This is a genomic window from Burkholderia sp. BCC0506, assembly GCF_902833145.1.
Lineage (GTDB): Bacteria > Pseudomonadota > Gammaproteobacteria > Burkholderiales > Burkholderiaceae > Burkholderia.
Window position 1 is genome coordinate 87406 of sequence record NZ_CADFEN010000015.1, and the last position, 18928, is coordinate 106333.

Below are 18928 nucleotides of genomic sequence, written 5' to 3' on the forward strand. Positions count from 1 at the left end.
ACGGGAGTCGGGAAATCGGTCAGCCGCCGACGGAGCGCCACAGGGCGATCACGAGCAGCGTCATGAACGCGGCGACGAGGTCGTCGACCATGATGCCGAGCCCGCCGGTCAGGCGGCGCTCGAAGTAGCGGATCGGCGGCGGCTTGAGCATGTCGAAGAAGCGGAACGCGACGAACGCCCACAGCTGGCCGACGAAGGTCGCGGGCGTGACGAACAGCATCACGAGCCAGATCGCGACGATCTCGTCCCAGACGACGGCGCCCGGATCGGCCACGCCGGCCTTCTTCGCGGTGAAACCGGTGACCCACGTGCCGGCCGCGAAGCCGACCGCGATCAGCGCCCACCATTCGGGCACCGTCAGGTAGCGGTTGAGCACGACGAACGTGAGCCAGCCGAACAGCGAGCCGAACGTGCCGGGCATGACCGGCGAGAGCCCGCTGCCGAAGCCGAGCGACACGATGTGCGCCGGGTGCGACAGCATGAAGCGGGCCGTCACGCGTGTCGGCGCGGGCTGCGCGGCGCCGGGCTCGGCCGCGGCGTGCGCGGGCGTCGGATCAGTCTGCATGGAAGTGGTCGAAACCGTGCAACGTGAGAGCGAGGGGCGCGCCGGCGGCGTCGCGCCACGCGATGGCGGGTTGCGCCGACGGCGCGGACAACGCGCGTATTGTACCGATTCGCGTGACCGGCACGCCGGCCGTCGCGCCGGCCGCTTCGACCGCCGCGCGGGCCGCCACGGGCGCGGTGAAGCACAGTTCGTAGTCGTCGCCGCCCGCCAGCGTGCAGCGGCGCTGCACGTCGGCCGGCAGCGTCGCGAGCGCGGCCGAGCGCGGCACCGCGTCGGCGTCGATCTCGGCGCGCACGTTCGAGCGCGTCAGGATGTGCTGGAGATCGCCGGCGAGGCCGTCCGACAGGTCGAGCGCCGCATGCGCGACGCCCGCGAGCGCGAGGCCGAGCGCGACGCGCGGTTCGGGCCGCTCGAGCGCGCGCCGGAACGCGGCGGCCTCATCCGCGCCGGCCGTCCATTCGCCGCGGGCGACGCCGAGGCCCGCGCGCGCATCGCCGAGCGTGCCGGACACCCACACGTCGTCGCCGTCGCGCGCGGCATCGCGCCGCAGCGCCGCGTCGGGCGCGACTTCGCCGAACACGGTCACGCACAGGTTCAGCGGCCCGCTCGTCGTGTCGCCGCCGATCAGCTCGCAGCCGTAGCGCTCGGCCAGCGCGAACAACCCGTTGCTGAAGGCCTCGAGCCAGGCCGCGTCGGCGCGCGGCAGCGCGCACGCGAGCGTGAACGCGCGCGGCTCGGCGCCCATCGCCGCAAGATCCGACAGGTTGACCGCGAGCGTCTTGTGGCCGAGCGCGTCGGGCGCGACATCGGGGAAGAAGTGGCGGCCTTCCACCAGCATGTCCGTCGAAATGGCCAGCAATTTCCCGGATCGGGGCGCAATCAGTGCGCAATCGTCGCCAATGCCGAGCGTCGACGCGCGGGCGCCCTGCGCGGCGCGGCGCGTGAAGAAGCGTTCGATCAGCGAAAACTCGGAGAGGGCGGCTGGCACGGCGGGCGATCCGAAACGGTTGAAGGAACGGCATTGTACGAGGCGAGCGGCGGTGCGCCTGCACCATCCAGACCATTTTGGTCGCGGCTGTTGCACCTGAATCGCCGGTCTGGCGGCCGATGATTGGCGCTACAATGCCGTCGAACAGTTATTCTAATCCGCCCGTCACGAGACACATGTCCACCCAAGCCTCCTCCAAAGCCAAGCTCCGCGAAGCCGCGCTCGACTATCACGAATTTCCGACCCCCGGCAAAATCGCGATCGCCCCGACCAAGCAGATGATCAACCAGCGCGACCTCGCGCTCGCGTATTCGCCCGGCGTGGCGTTCGCGTGCGAGGAGATCGTCGAGAACCCGCTGAACGCCGCGCGCTTCACCGCGCGCAGCAACCTCGTCGGCGTCGTGACGAACGGCACGGCGGTGCTCGGTCTCGGCAACATCGGCCCGCTCGCGTCGAAGCCGGTGATGGAAGGCAAGGCCGTGCTGTTCAAGAAGTTCGCGGGCATCGACGTGTTCGACATCGAACTGAACGAATCGGACCCGCACAAGCTGGTCGACGTGATCGCCGCGCTGGAGCCGACCTTCGGCGGGATCAACCTCGAGGACATCAAGGCGCCGGACTGCTTCATCGTCGAGCGCGAAGCGCGCAAGCGGATGAAGATCCCGGTGTTCCACGACGACCAGCACGGCACCGCGATCGTCGTGGCCGCGGCCGTCACGAACGGCCTGAAGGTCGTCGGCAAGGACATCAAGCAGGTCAAGCTCGTCGCGTCCGGCGCGGGCGCGGCCGCGCTCGCGTGTCTGGACCTGCTGGTCGACATCGGCCTGCCGCTCGAGAACATCACCGTGACCGACCTGGCCGGCGTGGTCTACAAGGGCCGCACCGAGCTGATGGATCCGGACAAGGAGCGTTTCGCGCGCGAAACCGACGCCCGCACGCTGGCAGAAGTGATCGACGGCGCGGACATCTTCCTCGGCCTGTCGGCCGCCGGCGTGCTGAAGCAGGAGATGGTGAAGGGCATGGCCGAGCGTCCGCTGATCCTCGCGCTCGCGAACCCGACGCCGGAAATCCTGCCGGAAGCGGCGCTCGAAGTGCGCCCCGACGCGATTCTCGCGACCGGCCGCACCGATTACCCGAACCAGGTCAACAACGTCCTGTGCTTCCCGTTCATCTTCCGCGGCGCGCTCGACGTCGGCGCGACCACGATCACGCGTGAAATGGAGATCGCGGCCGTCAATGCGATCGCCGAGCTCGCGCAGCACGAGCAGAGCGACATCGTCGCGACCGCGTACGGCATCCAGGATCTGTCGTTCGGGCCCGAATACCTGATTCCGAAGCCGTTCGATCCGCGCCTGATCGTGAAGATCGCGCCGGCCGTCGCGCAGGCCGCGATGGACGGCGGCGTCGCGACGCGCCCGATCGAGGACATGGACGCGTACAAGCAGCACCTGCAGCAGTTCGTGTACCACAGCGGCACGACGATGAAGCCCATCTTCCAGATCGCGCGCGCCGCGCCGGAAGAGAAGAAGCGCGTCGTGTTCGCGGAAGGCGAGGAAGAGCGCGTGTTGCGTGCCGTTCAGATCATCGTCGACGAAAAACTCGCGAAACCGATCCTGATCGGCCGCCCGTCGGTGATCGAGCACCGTATCCAGCGCTACGGCCTGCGCCTCACGCCGGGCACCGACTTCACGGTCGTCAACACCGAGCACGACGAGCGCTACCGCGACTTCTGGCAGACGTACTACAAGATGATGGCGCGCAAGGGCATCAGCGAGCAGCTCGCGCGCGTCGAAATGCGCCGCCGCACGACGCTGATCGGCTCGATGCTGGTGAAGAAGGGCGAAGCGGACGGGATGATCTGCGGCACGATCAGCACCACGCACCGCCACCTGCACTTCATCGACCAGGTGATCGGCAAGCGCGCGGGCTGCAGCGTGTATGCGGCGATGAACGGCCTCGTGCTGCCGGGCCGCCAGATTTTCCTGGTGGACACGCACGTGAACGTCGATCCGCCCCCCGAGCAACTGGCCGAGATCACGATCATGGCCGCGGAAGAAGTGCGCCGCTTCGGCATCGAGCCGAAGGTGGCGCTGCTGTCGCACTCGAACTTCGGCACGAGCAACGCACCTTCGGCGCAGAAGATGCGCGATACGCTCGCGATCCTGCAGGAACGTGCGCCGGAGCTGAAGGTCGACGGCGAGATGCACGGCGACGTCGCGCTCGACGCGGCGCTGCGCAAGGAAATCCTGCCGGAATCGACGCTGGAAGGCGAAGCGAACCTGCTGATCCTGCCGAACATCGACGCCGCGAACATCGCGTACAACCTGCTGAAGACGGCCGCCGGCAACAACATCGCGATCGGGCCGATCCTGCTGGGCGCCGCGCAACCGGTGCACGTGCTGACGGAATCGGCGACCGTTCGTCGCATCGTCAACATGGCGGCGCTGCTGGTCGCCGACGTCAACGCCGCTCGCTGAGCCTGAGCCGAAACGCACGCGCGGCGCCGGCCGAACCGGTGCCGCGGGTCGGGCGAAATTGTAAACAAAGGCAAAAAGAGGCGTGCCCGCAATGGGCACGCCGCGGGCAGGGCGCAATCGCGCTTCCCGTAAGCAACAGCAGCATCTCTCCACTCCGGGTAGCGAGTGTGGCAAGGAGGCAGGATCTTGCCAGACGAGCGATGCCGGACGCATTTTATCTCATGTAAGATAAATGTAGTGTAATTTCGGTAAGAAATACGGAATTCCGGGTATCTCGACGCTTTCGATTCCCAAACGGACATTGATTCGCGCGGCCAATAACGCTACGCTAACGCCTTTGTTGGTCGTCAACTACTTGATTTAACAGCGGGAACCCTGGTTCATGGCACGCAAGTGGCTCCGCAACGGCGCGCTCGCGTCCGTCTTCGCGATGTTCGCGATGGGTATCGTCGGCACGCCGACGGGCAGTCTGGTTTCCGCCGCTTACGCACGGGAGGCCGTTCCGGCCGACGTGGCCGCGAGCGGGCTCGATACGATCCCGACCGCCAGTCTTCCGCGCGAGGCCGTGACCACGCTGGGCCTGATCGAGGCCGGCGGCCCCTATCCGTACGAGAAAGACGGCGTCGTGTTCGGCAACCGCGAGCGGATTTTGCCGAAGGCGAAGCGCGGCTACTACCATGAATACACGGTGCCCACCCCGCGTGCGCGCAATCGCGGCGCGCGCCGGATCGTCTGCGGCGGGCCGTTGCGCCGGATCGACAACTGTTATTACACGGGCGACCACTACAACAGTTTTAAACGTATTGTTGAATGACTTCGGGACGAATGGCATGAGCGACTCCATCTACGCGCACGATACGGCGGCGGCGGAACTGTTCGCGGCCGGCGACGGCAATCTGTTTCAGCGTGTGATCCAGCTGCACGCGGCGGCGCAGGCCGGCGGCGCGCCGGAGCAACAGGAAGCCGAGCCCGGGCTTTCATCGAACGAGGAGCCTATGAGCCTTTTCACGACCGTGCGACCCAATCTCGTGCAGTCGATCCGCGCGTTCCGCGTGCAGGATCTCGCCGACGAAGCCGGTCGGCTCGGCCAGCATTTCCTGTATGCGTATTGCGGCGCCGCGCAGTCGAAGCAGGAAGTGATGGAAACGATCGCGACCTCGTTCCTGTTTCCGAAGCACTTCGGGAAGAACTACGACGCGCTGTACGACTGCCTCACCGACCTCGTCGCGAAGGCCGGTGCGCAGCCCGGCTTCGTGATCGTCCTCGAAGGGCTGCCGATCGCGCAGAAATTCGACAAGGAAGGGCGCGAGACGCTGCTCGACGTATTCCGCGAGGCAGCCGAATTCTGGGCCGAGCGCAAGGTCGCGTTCCGCGTGTTCTACTCGTTCGCGTAACGCGCGAATCCCGCCGGCCGCGGCCGAACTGCGAAAAAGCCCGCGTCGAGCGGGCTTTTTTGCGTTCGCGCGACGCGTGTCGCGTCAGGCTCGGGACGTGCCCGGGTCGTGTCGCGGCACGATGTGATCAGCGCCTCACCACCCGCCCCAGCGCGCCGCCAACGCCGCGAGCACGGCCGCGCCGGCCGTCTCGGTGCGCAGCACGCGCGGCCCGAGCGACAGCGCGGTGAACCCGCGTGCGCGCGCCGCATTTTCCTCGTCCGGCGACAGCCCGCCTTCGGGCCCGATCAGCAGCGTGACGGCCGCCGCAGGCGGCGCGTCGGGCAGCGACGCGAACGGTATGCTTGCGCGCGGCGACAGCAGCAGCCGCAGCTCGCCGTCGGCCGGCGCGGCCGGCAGCGCGTCGAGCCACGCGTGGAAGCCGGCGACCGGCGCGACGTCGGGCACGCGGTTGCGCCCGCATTGCTCGCACGACGCGCGCACGACGCCGCGCCAGTGCGCGACGCGCTTGTCCGCCCGTTCGCCGGACAGCTTCACGACGCCGCGCGCGGTCGACAGCGGCACGACCGCCGCGACGCCGAGTTCGACGGCCTTCTCGATCACCCAGTCCATCTTGTCGCCGCCGGCGATCCCCTGCGCGAGCGTCACGCGATACGGCGGCTCGGCTTCGACGGGCTCGAACGTATCGATCTGCGCGAGCGCGCTGCGCTTGTCGAGCTCGACGAGCCGTGCGCGGTACTGCCCGCCCGTGCCGTCGAACAGCGCGAGCACGTCGCCGGGTTGCAGGCGCAGCACCTGCACGTGGCGTGCGACGTCGGCCGGCAGCGCGAGCGTGGCGTCGGCGCGCAGCGCGGCGTCGACGAAAAAGCGCGGCACGGCCGCGGTGGTGGTGGCTTCGTTCATGCTTGCGGCGGTGTCGGTCGGGCGTCGAGACGGCAGCCGAGCGCCCAGCGGTAGCCGTCGAGATCCTCGATCTGCGCGAACCGGTCGCCCCAGAACTGATCCTGCGGCGCGCTCAGCGACTTCGCGCCCGCGTCGAGCGCGCGCTGCCAGGTGGCGTCGACGTCGTCGACATACAGATAGAACGATTGCGGCGCGGTGGCGTTCGCGCGCTTCGGCGTGAGCGCGGGCGAGCCGAACGCGCCTTCGGGCGCGAACATCACGATCAACTGGCCGCGATAGGCCATCTCGACGTGCATGATCGCGCCGTCCTCGTCGTGCACGTCGCGCACCGTGAAGCCGAATGCGGCCTGGAAGAAATCGATGGCCGCGCGCGCATTGCGTACGGCCAGATAGGGCGTCAACCAAGGCACGTTGGCCGGACGTGGATCGGTCATGAAAATCTCCTGTTGCACGGTATCGGCGCCGCGGCGCCTGCGCCGGTCTCATGCTGGAACACCGGAACGGTGCGGCCGTCCGGATGCTCAGCGGCGAACGCCCAGTGTATCGCGCAGCGCGCGCGGCAGGGCAAAGAGGGACGCATGCAGCCGCGCATCGTAGTAGCGCAGGCCGTGCACGCGGCGGGCCGCGAGCCGCTCGTCGACGTCGTGCGCGAACAGCGCGGCCGCATCGAGCGTGTCGCTCGCGATCGCCATCAGCCACTGCGAGCCGTACAGCGGCACGTGCGCGGACAGCGGATCGACGACCGCGAAGCTCGCGCGCAGGTCGTCGAGCAGCGCGGCGATGCGCGCGGCGTGGAACACCGGCGAGCCGAGATGCATCGAGATCGCGCCGCACGGCGTGAGGATCCGCTTGAGTCGTGCGTAGAACGCGCGCGTATAGAGACCGGCCGCCGGCGAATCGGGCGGCGTGAGGTCGAACACGACGAGATCGAAATGTTCGACCGTCGAATCGACGAAATGCGCGGCGTCGCCGATCACGAGCGCGACGCGCGGGTCGTCGAGCGCACCCTGGTGCACGTCGTCGAGATAGCGGCGCGCCATCCCGACCACCTCGTCGTCGAGTTCCGCGATCACGATCCGCTCGATGCACGCATGCTTGAGCAACTGGCGCGCCGCGCCGCCGTCGCCGCCGCCGAGCACGAGCGCCTTCCTCGGCGACGGATGCGCGAGCGCGGCCGGGTGCGTCATGCACTCGTGATACACGTACTCGTCGCCGACCGACGTCATCGGCCGGCCGTCCAGCGTGAACAGTCGGCCGAGCTGCGGGGTGTCCCAGACCTCGATCTGCTGGTGCGCGGACGCGACGTGCGCGAGCCGCCGCGCATTCGGGAAGCCGTAGGTGGCGTCGGGCGTCGGGTGAAAGAGAAGGGTGGTGCTCACGGGTGGGCGGCTGAGGCAGGCAGTTCCGACGCCTGAATTATAGGAGGCGGGCGGTTTGACGGAAAACCGTGCCGGAACACTGCGCGCCGACAGGGGAAATGCCGGCCCATCTGTTAAAATGACGAGCTTTGCAGCCCCGTCCGTAGGCTCCGTCCGCTTCGCGTCCGTCAGGCGCCGCACCGCGCGCCGGGAACGATCGACGCTCGCGCTTCCGGATGCCGCCGTGCCCCCGTTTCCTCGACTCGTTCTCCGGACTCGACATGACGACTTCGTCTCCCGCCTCCACCACCCTGATGGCCAACGCGATCCGTGCGCTCGCGATGGACGCCGTCCAGCAAGCGAACTCCGGCCACCCCGGCATGCCGATGGGCATGGCAGAAATCGGCGTCGCGCTCTGGTCGCGCCATCTGAAGCACAACCCGACGAATCCGCACTGGGTCGACCGCGACCGTTTCGTGCTGTCGAACGGCCATGGCTCGATGCTGCTGTACGCGCTGCTGCACCTGACCGGCTACGACCTGCCGATCGAAGAGCTGAAGAACTTCCGCCAGCTGCACTCGAAGACGCCGGGCCACCCGGAATACGGGATCACGCCGGGCGTCGAGACGACCACCGGCCCGCTCGGCCAGGGCCTCGCGAACGCGGTCGGCATGGCGCTCGGCGAAGCGCTGATGGCCGACGAATTCAACCGTGACGGCGCGAAGATCGTCGATCACCATACGTACGTGTTCCTCGGCGACGGCTGCCTGATGGAAGGCATCTCGCACGAAGCCTGCTCGCTCGCGGGCACGCTGAAGCTGAACAAGCTGATCGCGCTGTACGACGACAACGGCATCTCGATCGACGGCGACGTCGTCAACTGGTTCCACGACGACACGCCGAAGCGCTTCGAGGCATACGGCTGGAACGTGATCCCGAACGTGAACGGCCACGACGTCGACGCGGTCGACGCGGCGATCGCGAAGGCGAAGCTGTCGGACAAGCCGACGCTGATCTGCTGCAAGACGGTGATCGGCAAGGGCGCGGCCACGAAGGCCGGCGGCCACGACGTGCACGGCGCGGCGCTCGGCGCGGAAGAAATCGCGAAGACGCGCGAAGCGCTCGGCTGGAAGTGGGAGCCGTTCGTGATTCCGCAGGAAGTCTACGCGGCGTGGGACGCGAAGGAAGCCGGCAAGCGCGCCGAGTCCGAATGGGACGCGACGTTCGCCGCCTATCGCGCGAAGTTCCCGGCGGAAGCCGCCGAATTCGAGCGCCGGATGGCCAACAAGCTGCCGGCCGACTGGGCCGAGAAGGCTGCGGCGATCATCGCCGGCGCGAACGAGCGCGCCGAGACGGTCGCGACCCGCAAGGCGTCGCAGCAGGCGATCGAGGGCCTCGCCGCCGCGCTGCCCGAGCTGCTCGGCGGCTCGGCCGACCTGACCGGCTCGAACCTGACCAACTGGAAGGCGTCGAAGGCGGTGCGCGCGAATCCGGAAGGCGCGGGCGTCACGCTGGGCAACCACATCAACTACGGCGTGCGCGAGTTCGGCATGAGCGCCGCGATCAACGGTCTCGCATTGCACGGCGGCCACAAGCCGTTCGGCGGCACGTTCCTGACGTTCTCCGACTACAGCCGCAACGCGCTGCGCGTGGCCGCGCTGATGAAGGTGCCGTCGATCTTCGTGTTCACGCACGATTCGATCGGCCTCGGCGAAGACGGCCCGACGCACCAGTCGATCGAGCACGTGTCGAGCCTGCGCCTGATCCCGAACCACGACGTCTGGCGTCCGGCCGACACGGTCGAGACGGCTGTTGCCTGGACGCACGCGGTGGCCGCAGACCGTCCGTCGAGCCTGATCTTCAGCCGCCAGAACCTCGCGTTCAACCCGCGTACCGATGCGCAGATCGCCAACATCGAGAAGGGCGGTTACGTGCTGAAGGACTGGGACGAAGAGATCGTCGCGCGCAAGATCATCCTGGTTGCGACCGGCTCGGAAGTCGAACTCGCGATGAAGGCCGTCGAGCCGCTCGCGCAACAGGGCATCGCGGCCCGCGTCGTGTCGATGCCGTCGACCAACGTGTTCGACCGCCAGGACGCCGAGTACCGCGAACGCGTGCTGCCGCACGGCGTGCGCCGCGTCGCGATCGAAGCGGGCGTGACGAGCTTCTGGCACAAGTACGTCGGCCTCGAAGGCGGCGTCGTCGGGATCGACACGTTCGGCGAATCGGCGCCGGCCGGCGTGCTGTTCAAGCACTTCGGCTTCACCGTCGAGCACGTCGTCGAGACCGCGAAGGCCGTGCTGGCCTGAAAGCATACGCGACGCGCGCGCCCCGTTGCGCGCGTCGCACCGTGAAGCTGCACGAAACGAAATTTTTTCAGCCATCAGGAGATAGACCATGACGATTCGCGTCGCAATCAACGGCTACGGCCGTATCGGCCGCAACACGCTGCGCGCGTTCTATGAAAACGGCAAGAAGCACGATCTCGAGATCGTCGCGATCAACGACCTGGGCGATGCGAAGACCAACGCGCACCTGACCCAGTACGACACCGCGCACGGCAAGTTCCCGGGCGACGTGTCGGTCGACGGCGACTACCTCGTCGTGAACGGCGACAAGATCCGCGTGCTCGCGAACCGCAACCCGGCCGAACTGCCGTGGGGCGAGCTGGGCGTCGACGTCGTGATGGAATGCACGGGCTTCTTCACGACGAAGGAAAAGGCGAGCGCGCACCTGAAGGGCGGCGCGAAGAAGGTGATCATCTCGGCGCCGGGCGGCAAGGATGTCGACGCGACGATCGTCTACGGCGTGAACCACGACGTGCTGAAGGCCGAGCACACGGTCATCTCGAACGCCTCGTGCACGACGAACTGCCTCGCGCCGCTCGTCAAGCCGCTGAACGACAAGATCGGCCTCGAAACCGGCCTGATGACGACGATCCACGCGTACACGAACGACCAGGTGCTGACCGACGTCTACCACGAAGACCTGCGCCGCGCGCGTTCGGCCACGCACAGCCAGATCCCGACGAAGACGGGTGCCGCATCGGCTGTCGGCCTCGTGCTGCCGGAACTGAACGGCAAGCTCGACGGCTACGCGATCCGCGTCCCGACGATCAACGTGTCGATCGTCGACCTGTCGTTCATCGCGAAGCGCGATACGACGGTCGAGGAAGTCAACGCGATCATGAAGGAAGCGTCGGAAGGCGCGCTGAAGGGCATCCTCGGCTACAACGACGCACCGCTGGTGTCGATCGACTTCAACCACAACCCGGCTTCGTCGACGTTCGACGCGACGCTGACCAAGGTGTCGGGCCGCCTCGTGAAGGTGTCGAGCTGGTACGACAACGAGTGGGGTTTCTCGAACCGCATGCTGGATACGGCTGTCGCATTCGCGAACGCGAAGTAATCGCGCACGTCGCGCGGCCGCCGCTAGGCGGCTGGCGTGGCGAACGAGCCCGGCCCGGGTTTCCCGGCCGGGTTTTTTATTGCCCGGCGTTCGCGGTCACCTGCTCGATCGCATCGACGAACGCGCGCTTGAGCGGGCTGTCGAGATCGGTCCACGCGAGACCGACGCCGCTGCGGTGGCCGGCCAGGTCGAGCGGCCGCGCGAGCACGTTCGGCGGCAGCGCGCCGGCCGCCTCCGCCGGGATCAGCCCGATCCCCATCCCCGCCGCGACGAGCGCGAGCATCGTCGTGAATTCGCCGAACTCCTGCGCGATTTCGAGCGTCGTGCCCGCGCGGCTGAGCGCGAGCAGCATGTCGTCGTGAAAGCCGGGCGCGTAGCGGCGCGCGAGCACGAACGCGGGCCGGCCGCGCAGTGCGGCCGGTGAAATCGCATCGTGCGCGGCGAGCGGATGGTCGAGCGGCAGCGCGACGACGAAGCCTTCCTCGAGCACCACGCGCGTGTCGATGCCCGCATACGCGGCCGGCAGCCGGATCATCCCGAAGTCGATCCGGCGCTCGCGCAGCGCGGCGATCTGGTCGGGCGTCGGCATGTCCTTCAGCTCGAGCGCGATCAGCGGATAGCGCTCGCGCATCGTGCGCAGCACGGCGGGCAGCAGCGCCGGCAATACCGACGACACGAACGCGATCCGCAGCGTGCCGATTTCGCCGCGGCTCGACAGCCGCGCCATCTGTTCCGCGCGCGCGGCCTGCTGCAGCGTCGCTCGTGCTTCGGGCAGGAATACGCGCCCTGTGTCGCTCAGTTCGACCTTGTGCCGGTCGCGCTCGAACAGGCGCGCACCGAGTTCCGCCTCGAGCGCCTTGATCTGCATGCTCAGCGCGGGCTGCACGATGAACAGGCGCTGCGCGGCGCGCCCGAAATGCAGCTCTTCGGCGAGCGTGACGAAGGCGCGCAGTTGCTTGAGTTCCATGGGTGGCGGGCACGGGAGGACCGTAATCAGTTTTCATGATAACCGGATCAAAAAAGACCATTGGCGCGGACCCGGCCGGCGGCCGAAGATAGCGTCGACGCGAGACCGGCCGCGACGGGCAGCCGGCTCGACTGGCACGAGGAGACATCCATGACCCATGCGCTTGACCGGTTCCGCCTCGACGGCCGCCGCGCGCTGATTACCGGTTCCGGCCGCGGGATCGGGCTCACGCTCGCCCGCGGGCTCGCGCAAGCCGGTGCGGCGATCGTCATCAACGATCGCAATGAAGAGAAGGCCGCGACGCTCGCGCGCCGTTTCCGCGACGAAGGCTTCACGGCCGACCATGCGGTGTTCGACGTGGCCGAGCACGCGCAGGTGCGCGCGGGGATCGACGATGTCGAGGCGCGCGTCGGCGCGATCGACATCCTCGTGAACAACGCGGGCATCCAGCGCCGCGCGCCGCTCGACGCATTCGACCCGGACGACTGGCATGCGCTGATGCGCGTGAATCTCGACGGCGTGTTCAACGTCGCGCAGGCGGTCGCGCGGCACATGATCGCGCGCGGCCGCGGGAAGATCATCAACATCTGCTCGGTGCAGAGCGAGCTCGCGCGGCCGACGATCGCACCGTATGCGGCGACCAAGGGCGCGGTGCGGATGCTGACCAAGGGGATGTGCGCGGACTGGGCACGCCACGGCATCCAGGCGAACGGCCTCGCGCCCGGCTATTTCGAAACCGAGCTGAATCGCGCGCTGGTCGACGACGCGGCGTTTTCGGACTGGCTGTGCAAGCGCACGCCGGCCGGGCGCTGGGGGCAGGTCGACGAGCTGTGCGGCGCGGCGATCTTCCTCGCGTCGGCGGCGTCCGATTTCGTGAACGGCCAGACGCTGTTCGTCGACGGCGGGCTGACCAGTGCCGTCTAGCAAGGAGCGTGTCATGCGTATGCGGTGCATGTGTGTGGTGATCCACGGGCCGAACGACCTGCGGGTCGAGGAGCAGGACGCGGGCGAGATCGGGCCGGGGCAGGTGCGCGTCGATGTCGCGATGGGCGGCATCTGCGGTTCCGACCTGCATTATTTCCGGCATGGCGGCTTCGGCGCGATCCGGCTGCAGCAGCCGATGGTGCTCGGTCACGAGGTCGCCGGCACGGTCGCGGAAGTGGCGCCGGACGTGAGCGCGGTGAAGGTCGGCGATCGCGTCGCGGTCAATCCGAGCCGCCCGTGCGGCGCGTGCCGCTACTGTCTCGAAGGGCTGCCGAACCAGTGTCTCGACATGCGCTTCTACGGCAGCGCGATGCGGATGCCGCACGTGCAGGGCGCGTTCCGCAACGCGCTCGTGTGCGACGCGGCGCAGTGCGTGAAGGTGGCGGACCACGTGCCGCTGTCGCTCGCGGCGCTCGCCGAGCCGTTCGCGGTCGGCCTGCATGCGGTGTCGCGCGCGGGCCCGCTGATCGGCAAGCGCGTGCTCGTGTCGGGGTGCGGGCCGATCGGCGTGCTGGCGGTCGCGGCGGCGCGCGTGCATGGCGCGGCGGAGATCGTCGCGACCGACGTCGTCGACGCGCCGCTGGAAGTCGCGCGCGCGCTCGGCGCGGATCGCACGATCAATGCGGCGACCGATGCCGGCTGGGTCGAGCGCTACAGCGCCGACAAGGGCACGTTCGACGTGATGATCGAGTGTTCGGGCAATGCGCGCGCGCTGCGCGACGGGCTGGACGTGATGCGTCCGCGCGGCGTCGTCGTGCAGCTCGGGCTCGGCGGCGACGTGAGTCTGCCGCAGAACGTCGTGGTCGCCAAGGAGCTGTCGATCTGCGGGTCGTTTCGCTTCCACGCGGAATTCGCGCTGGCCGTGCAGTTGATCAACGCGGGGCGCGTCGACCTGCGGCCGGCCGTCACGCGCGTGTTCCCGATGCGCGACGCGAACCTCGCATTCGAACTGGCGGGCGACCGCCGGCGGGCGATGAAGGTGTTGATCGATTTCGCGAACGACGCCGCGTGACCGTGTGGTATTGGCGCGTTGCGGCGGCCGCGATGCCCTTGGCAAAAAAGGCATGCCCGCGATGCGCGGCGCATGCCTTTTTCGTCGTGCGGCGCAAACGGATTGCCGGCCTGGCGCATCACTGCGTGACCTGGCGCGTGCCGGTGCGCTGCGATGCGAGCCACAGCGCGATCAGCACGCCCGATAATGCGGCGCCCGCGATGCATACGCCGCGCCAGCCGGCGAGGCCGTACGCGACGCTCGCCGCGAACGAGCCGAGCGCGCCGCCGATGAAGTAGCTCGTCAGGTAGATCGTCGTCACGCGGCTGCGCGCATGGCCGGCGAGCGCATAGATCACGCTCTGGTTCGAGATGTGCATGCCCTGCACGCCGACGTCGAGCAGCAGGATGCCGGCGATCAGCGCCGCGAGCGAATGCGCGCCGGCCGCGATCAGCGCGAACGCGCCGAGCACGGCCGCCGCGAACAGGCCGGTGGCCGCATTGCCGTGGCCGCGATCGACCAGCCGGCCGGCCGACGTCGCCGCGAGCGCCCCGACCGCGCCGACGATGCCGAACAGGCCGATCTGTCCTTCCGAATAGCTGTACGGCGGCTGGCTCAGCAGGAACGTGAGGCCCGTCCACAGCAGGCTGAAGCACGCGAACACGAGTGCGCCGTAGGTCGAGCGCAGCGCGATCGGCGGCTGCGCGCGCACCAGCGCGACGAGCGACTTCATCAGCGCCGCGTAGTCCACGCGCGCGTCGCGGCGATCCTTCGGCAGCTTCACGGCGAGCACGGCGGTCAGCGCGAGCACCATCGCCGCGGCGATGCCGTACACCGCGCGCCAGCCGAACCCGTCGGCGATCGCGCCGGCCGCGACGCGCGCGAGCAGGATGCCGAGCAGCAGCCCGCTCATCACGGTGCCGACCGCGCGGCCGCGCGAGCGCGCGTCGGCGAGCGATGCCGCGAACGGCACGAGCAGTTGCGTCGAACAGGTGACGAAGCCGAGTGCGACGTTCGCGACGACGAACATCGTGAAGTTCGTGCTGAACGTGACCGCGACGAGCGCGACGACGTTGAGCAGCAGCAGCCGCACGATCAGCGTATGGCGATTGACCGCGTCGCCGAGCGGGACGATCAGCAGCAGGCTGGCCGCATAGCCGAGCTGCGTCAGCGTGACGAGATAGCCGAGCTCGGCCGGCGCGTGCCCGAAGCTGTGCGCGATCGCGGCGAGCAGCGGCTGCGCGTAGTAGATGTTGCCGATGACGATGCCGCACGCGCACGCGAACAGCAGCGTCATGCCGCGGGTGAGGGGAGGATGGTTGTCGTGATGCGGTTCCATGGTCGCGAAAAACGGCGGCGCCGGCCGGCGGAACGGGGCTGTCGGCTGCGCGGGGTGACGGAATTCGGGGGGGCGGCGTCGACGGATCGGCGGTGAGCCGATGCGCGCCGGGCGGATCGCCATGCGGCGGGCCCAGGCCCGGGCGTGCCGCTCCGGTGCGCCGGCAGCAGCCGTGCACGGAAGCGGATGTGCGTATGATGCGGGAACCGACTCATAGCGTCCAAGACTGGATCGTTATGGTTTCTATTGGCAAAACCAATACATTGATTGCGATGCTTCTGCGCCACATCCGCTATTTCCTGGCCGTCGCCGAGCAGCGCAGTTTCACGCGCGCGGCCGACGCGCTGCACGTGTCGCAGCCGACGCTGTCGCAGCAGATCCGCCAGCTCGAGGACACGCTCGGCGTGCCGCTGTTCGACCGCTCGGGCCGCACGGTGCGGCTGACCGAATTCGGCGAGGTCTATGCGCGCCATGCACGCGCCGCGCTGCACGCGCTCGATACCGGGCAGCGCGCGCTGCACGACGTCGCCGATCTCGGCAGCGGGTCGCTGCGGCTCGCGATGATGCCGACGTTCGCGGCCTATCTGGGCGGCTCGCTGATCGACGCGTTCCATGCCGGCCATCCGAACGTCGCGCTGACGATCGACGCGATGCCGCAGGCGCGCATCGAGACGCTGCTCGCCGACGACGAACTCGACGCCGGCTTCGGGTTCATGCCGCCGCGCGCGCCGGAGATCGACGCGCTGCCGCTGTGGGACGAGCGGCTCGCGCTGGTGACGGGGCGCATGCACCGTCTCGCGCGCCGCCGCCGCGCGCTGAGCCCGGCCGAACTCGCCGGCGAGCCGCTGGTGCTGCTGAGCCGCGCGTTCGCGACGCGCGAGCGTATCGACCGGTATTTCATCGAACACGGTGCGCGGCCGAAGGTCGCGATCGAGACCAACACGGTCAGCGCGGTGCTGGAGCTCGTGCGGCGCGGCCGGCTCGCGACGGTGCTGCCCGACGCGGTCGCGCGCGAGCGCGGCGACCTGTGCGCGCTGGAGATCGATCCACCGCTGCCGACGCGCACGGCCGCGCTGCTCACGCGCAAGGGCGCGTACCGCAGCGTCGCGGCGCGCGCGTTCATCGAGCGCGTGCTCGCGTATCGCGATCCGTCGGCGCGGTGACGGGGCCGGCCGGACGGCGGTGCGGGGGGATTCGCGGGCGTATTACGCGCCGGGCGTCGGGAAGAAGACGCCCGCGCGCTGCGCGGCGTTCGCGATGTGCGTTTCGATCGCGGTGCCGGCGGCGGCCGCATCGCGCGCGATCAGCGCGTCGACGATCGCGCGGTGCTCGTGCCACGTCGACAGCAGCAGCTCGCGCCGGTAGAACGGCATGCGCTGGCTTTCCTTCATGATGTCCGCGCTGCTGCGCAGGATCGACTCGATCGCCGCGTTGCCGGCCAGATGGATGATCCGCATGTGGAAGTCGAAGTCGAGCCGCGACGCCTCGTCGAGCGCGTTGTCGGTCAGCGCGACGTGCAGGTCGGCGAGGTTGTCCTCGAACCACGCGATGTCCTCGTCGCTGACCGCGTGCGCGGCCATCCGCGCGGCGAACCCTTCGAGCGCGTAGCGCATCTGGTAGGTGTCGGGCGGCGACGACTGCTCGGCGAATTGCCACGGATGCGCGGCCGACGCCTGCGCGCTTTCGACGTACACGCCCTTGCCCGCGCGGATGCGCAGCATCCCGAGCGCCTCGAGCGTCGACAGCGCCTCGCGCAGCGACGCGCGGCTGATCTCCAGCTCCTCCGAGAGCTGGCGCTGGGCCGGCAGCAGGCTGCCGACCGGATACACGCCTGCCTCGATCCGGTCGCGGATCGTCGCGATGGCGGCGTCGGTCACGGTATGCGGAACGTTTTTCATGATGTGAGCGTTGGCCGGTCTGACCGGCATTGTAATCCGCACGCAGGCGGTGCACGACCGCCCTCCGGGAAAGCCACGATCCGCCCCTTTTCGAGGCGCCCCGAGCGGGTGCGCAGGGGCGGGAAATCCCTATTTTGTCCGTCCTTGACGCCACTATATCGGCTTCCTACTATCCACCATAACATCACTGGTCTTACCAGTATGAACAGACGAAACTGCAACCGTTGGATCGGGAGAGCGCCGTGTCGAAATTCCTCAATTCGCTGTTTGGCCGGGTAGTCGTCGCATTGATACTCGGGGTCGCGCTCGGCGCGTTCTTCCCGCACTTCGCCGAGTCGCTGCGTCCGCTCGGCGACGGTTTCCTGAAGCTGATCAAGATGGTCATCGGCCCGATCGTGTTCTGCGTGGTGGTCAGCGGAATGGCCAATGCGGGCGACCTGAAGAAGGTCGGCCGGGTCGGCCTGAAGGCGGTCGTCTACTTCGAGGTGATGACGACGCTCGCGCTCGGTATCGGGCTCGTGCTCGCATGGGTCACGCGCCCGGGCGTCGGGATGAACATCGACCTGCGCTCGCTCGACGCGGCGTCGCTGTCGACGTACGCGAAGAACGCCGAAAGCCTGAAGGACACGGCCGGCTACCTGATGAAGATCATCCCCGACACCGCGATCGACGCATTCGCGAAGGGCGACATCCTGCAGATCCTCGTGTTCGCGGTGCTGTTCGGCTCCGCGCTGTCGCTGCTCGGCGACAAGGCGCAGCGCGTCAACTCGCTGATCGAGGAACTGTCGCACGTGTTCTTCCGCATCATCGGCTTCATCATCAAGCTCGCGCCGCTCGGCGTGCTCGGCGCGATCGCGTTCACGACCGGCAAGTACGGCGTCGCGTCGCTCAAGCAGCTCGGCTACCTGGTCGCGGTGTTCTACCTGAGCTGCTTCGTGTTCGTCACGGTCGTGCTCGGCGTGGTGATGCGGGTCGCCGGCTTCTCGGTGTTCAAGCTGATCCGCTACCTGCGCGAGGAACTGTCGATCGTGCTCGGCACGGCGTCGTCGGACGCGGTGCTGCCGCAGGTGATGAGCAAGCTCGAATACATGGGCATCAAGGATTCGACGGTCGGCCTCGTGATCCCGACCGGCTATTCGTTCAACCTCGACGGCTTCTCGATCTACCTGACGCTCGCGGTGCTGTTCATCGCGCAGGCCACCAACACGCCGCTGTCCACGCACGACCTGATCGTCGTGCTGCTCGTGTCGCTCGTCACGTCGAAGGGCGCGCACGGCATCCCCGGCTCGGCGATCGTGATCCTCGCGGCGACGCTGTCGGCGATTCCCGCGATTCCGGTGCTCGGCCTCGTGCTGATCCTGCCGGTCGACTGGTTCGTCGGCATCGCCCGCGCATTGACCAACCTGATCGGCAACTGCGTCGCGACGGTGGTGGTCGCGGTGTGGGAGAACGACATCGACCGCGCCCGCGCGACGCGCGTGCTGAATCGCGAACTGCGCTACGTGGCCGACGCGCCCGGCGGCGCCGCACCGGTCGCCGGCGACCAGGCTCACGCGCTCTGAACCCGACGCTCGCGCGGCGCGGCTTCCCCGGCTGCGCGGCGCGACCGAACTTCATGCGACCGGTGCGATCGCGTGCCGGCGCTTCTCAAAAATA

General features: G+C 68.4%; 17 protein-coding genes. 9 read left to right on the top strand and 8 right to left on the bottom strand.

Features of this window, described 5'->3' with window-relative positions; all coding sequences use genetic code 11:
- Positions 1–19 precede the first annotated feature (19 nt).
- Together HWX62_RS28885 and thiL are read right to left on the bottom strand one after the other, a co-directional pair.
- A complete protein-coding gene (locus HWX62_RS28885; RefSeq protein ID WP_175927610.1) occupies positions 20–565 on the bottom strand; it encodes a phosphatidylglycerophosphatase A in 546 nt (181 codons plus the stop codon).
- Positions 555–1553 (bottom strand): thiamine-phosphate kinase, encoded by a 999-nt coding sequence (gene thiL / locus HWX62_RS28890; protein ID WP_175927611.1) that lies wholly within the window; start codon positions 1551–1553, stop codon positions 555–557. The genes HWX62_RS28885 and thiL overlap by 11 nt, the downstream gene beginning before the upstream one ends.
- A 134-nt stretch (positions 1554–1687) precedes the next feature.
- Between thiL and HWX62_RS28895 the strand changes: the two genes are divergently transcribed.
- The 3 genes from HWX62_RS28895 (at position 1688) to HWX62_RS28905 (ending at position 5424) form a co-directional block, all read left to right on the top strand.
- A complete protein-coding gene (locus HWX62_RS28895) occupies positions 1688–4030 on the top strand; it encodes an NADP-dependent malic enzyme (protein WP_279610482.1) in 2343 nt (780 codons plus the stop codon).
- A gap of 382 nt (positions 4031–4412) precedes the next feature.
- Entirely contained in the window at positions 4413–4844 is a 432-nt protein-coding gene (locus HWX62_RS28900) for a ribonuclease (protein WP_175927613.1), read from the top strand.
- A 16-nt stretch (positions 4845–4860) separates the two neighbouring features.
- Complete coding sequence (locus HWX62_RS28905) at positions 4861–5424, top strand: barstar family protein (protein ID WP_089466655.1); 564 nt, start codon at positions 4861–4863, stop codon at positions 5422–5424.
- Between the two features lie 135 nt (positions 5425–5559).
- On the opposite strand, the gene HWX62_RS28910 is transcribed toward HWX62_RS28905, so the two are convergent.
- From HWX62_RS28910 to speE, 3 genes are all read right to left on the bottom strand, one after another.
- Positions 5560–6327: a 16S rRNA (uracil(1498)-N(3))-methyltransferase gene (locus HWX62_RS28910; protein WP_175927614.1), complete on the bottom strand. Its 768-nt coding sequence runs from the start codon at positions 6325–6327 to the stop codon at positions 5560–5562.
- Positions 6324–6761, bottom strand: coding sequence for a glyoxalase/bleomycin resistance/extradiol dioxygenase family protein (locus HWX62_RS28915; RefSeq protein ID WP_175927615.1), 438 nt, complete (start codon positions 6759–6761; stop codon positions 6324–6326). The genes HWX62_RS28910 and HWX62_RS28915 overlap by 4 nt, the downstream gene beginning before the upstream one ends.
- Before the next feature lie 87 nt (positions 6762–6848).
- Complete coding sequence (speE, locus tag HWX62_RS28920; protein ID WP_175927616.1) at positions 6849–7706, bottom strand: polyamine aminopropyltransferase; 858 nt, start codon at positions 7704–7706, stop codon at positions 6849–6851.
- 215 nt (positions 7707–7921) lie between these two features.
- Here speE and tkt point away from each other — a divergent pair, with 215 nt between their 5' ends.
- The gene (gene tkt / locus HWX62_RS28925) at positions 7922–9994 is read left to right on the top strand and encodes a transketolase (RefSeq protein ID WP_175927617.1); all 2073 of its coding nucleotides are present in this window, start codon (positions 7922–7924) and stop codon (positions 9992–9994) included.
- An 88-nt stretch (positions 9995–10082) separates the two neighbouring features.
- Positions 10083–11093: a type I glyceraldehyde-3-phosphate dehydrogenase gene (gap, locus tag HWX62_RS28930; protein WP_059581011.1), complete on the top strand. Its 1011-nt coding sequence runs from the start codon at positions 10083–10085 to the stop codon at positions 11091–11093.
- A gap of 76 nt (positions 11094–11169) precedes the next feature.
- Here gap and HWX62_RS28935 read toward each other — a convergent pair whose 3' ends face one another.
- Positions 11170–12060: a LysR family transcriptional regulator gene (locus HWX62_RS28935; RefSeq protein ID WP_175927618.1), complete on the bottom strand. Its 891-nt coding sequence runs from the start codon at positions 12058–12060 to the stop codon at positions 11170–11172.
- A gap of 150 nt (positions 12061–12210) precedes the next feature.
- Between HWX62_RS28935 and HWX62_RS28940 the strand changes: the two genes are divergently transcribed.
- Both HWX62_RS28940 and HWX62_RS28945 read left to right on the top strand, forming a co-directional pair.
- Entirely contained in the window at positions 12211–12984 is a 774-nt protein-coding gene (locus HWX62_RS28940) for an SDR family NAD(P)-dependent oxidoreductase (protein ID WP_175927619.1), read from the top strand.
- 13 nt (positions 12985–12997) lie between these two features.
- Positions 12998–14056: an L-idonate 5-dehydrogenase gene (locus HWX62_RS28945; protein ID WP_175927620.1), complete on the top strand. Its 1059-nt coding sequence runs from the start codon at positions 12998–13000 to the stop codon at positions 14054–14056.
- 118 nt (positions 14057–14174) lie between these two features.
- Here HWX62_RS28945 and HWX62_RS28950 read toward each other — a convergent pair whose 3' ends face one another.
- Entirely contained in the window at positions 14175–15374 is a 1200-nt protein-coding gene (locus HWX62_RS28950; RefSeq protein ID WP_175927621.1) for an MFS transporter, read from the bottom strand.
- A gap of 272 nt (positions 15375–15646) precedes the next feature.
- Between HWX62_RS28950 and cynR the strand changes: the two genes are divergently transcribed.
- A complete protein-coding gene (gene cynR, locus HWX62_RS28955; RefSeq protein WP_175927622.1) occupies positions 15647–16537 on the top strand; it encodes a transcriptional regulator CynR in 891 nt (296 codons plus the stop codon).
- A 42-nt stretch (positions 16538–16579) separates the two neighbouring features.
- Here cynR and HWX62_RS28960 read toward each other — a convergent pair whose 3' ends face one another.
- Complete coding sequence (locus tag HWX62_RS28960) at positions 16580–17302, bottom strand: FCD domain-containing protein (protein WP_175927623.1); 723 nt, start codon at positions 17300–17302, stop codon at positions 16580–16582.
- 212 nt (positions 17303–17514) lie between these two features.
- Here HWX62_RS28960 and HWX62_RS28965 point away from each other — a divergent pair, with 212 nt between their 5' ends.
- A complete protein-coding gene (locus HWX62_RS28965) occupies positions 17515–18834 on the top strand; it encodes a C4-dicarboxylate transporter DctA (protein ID WP_175927624.1) in 1320 nt (439 codons plus the stop codon).
- The last annotated feature ends 94 nt before the right edge of the window (positions 18835–18928 follow it).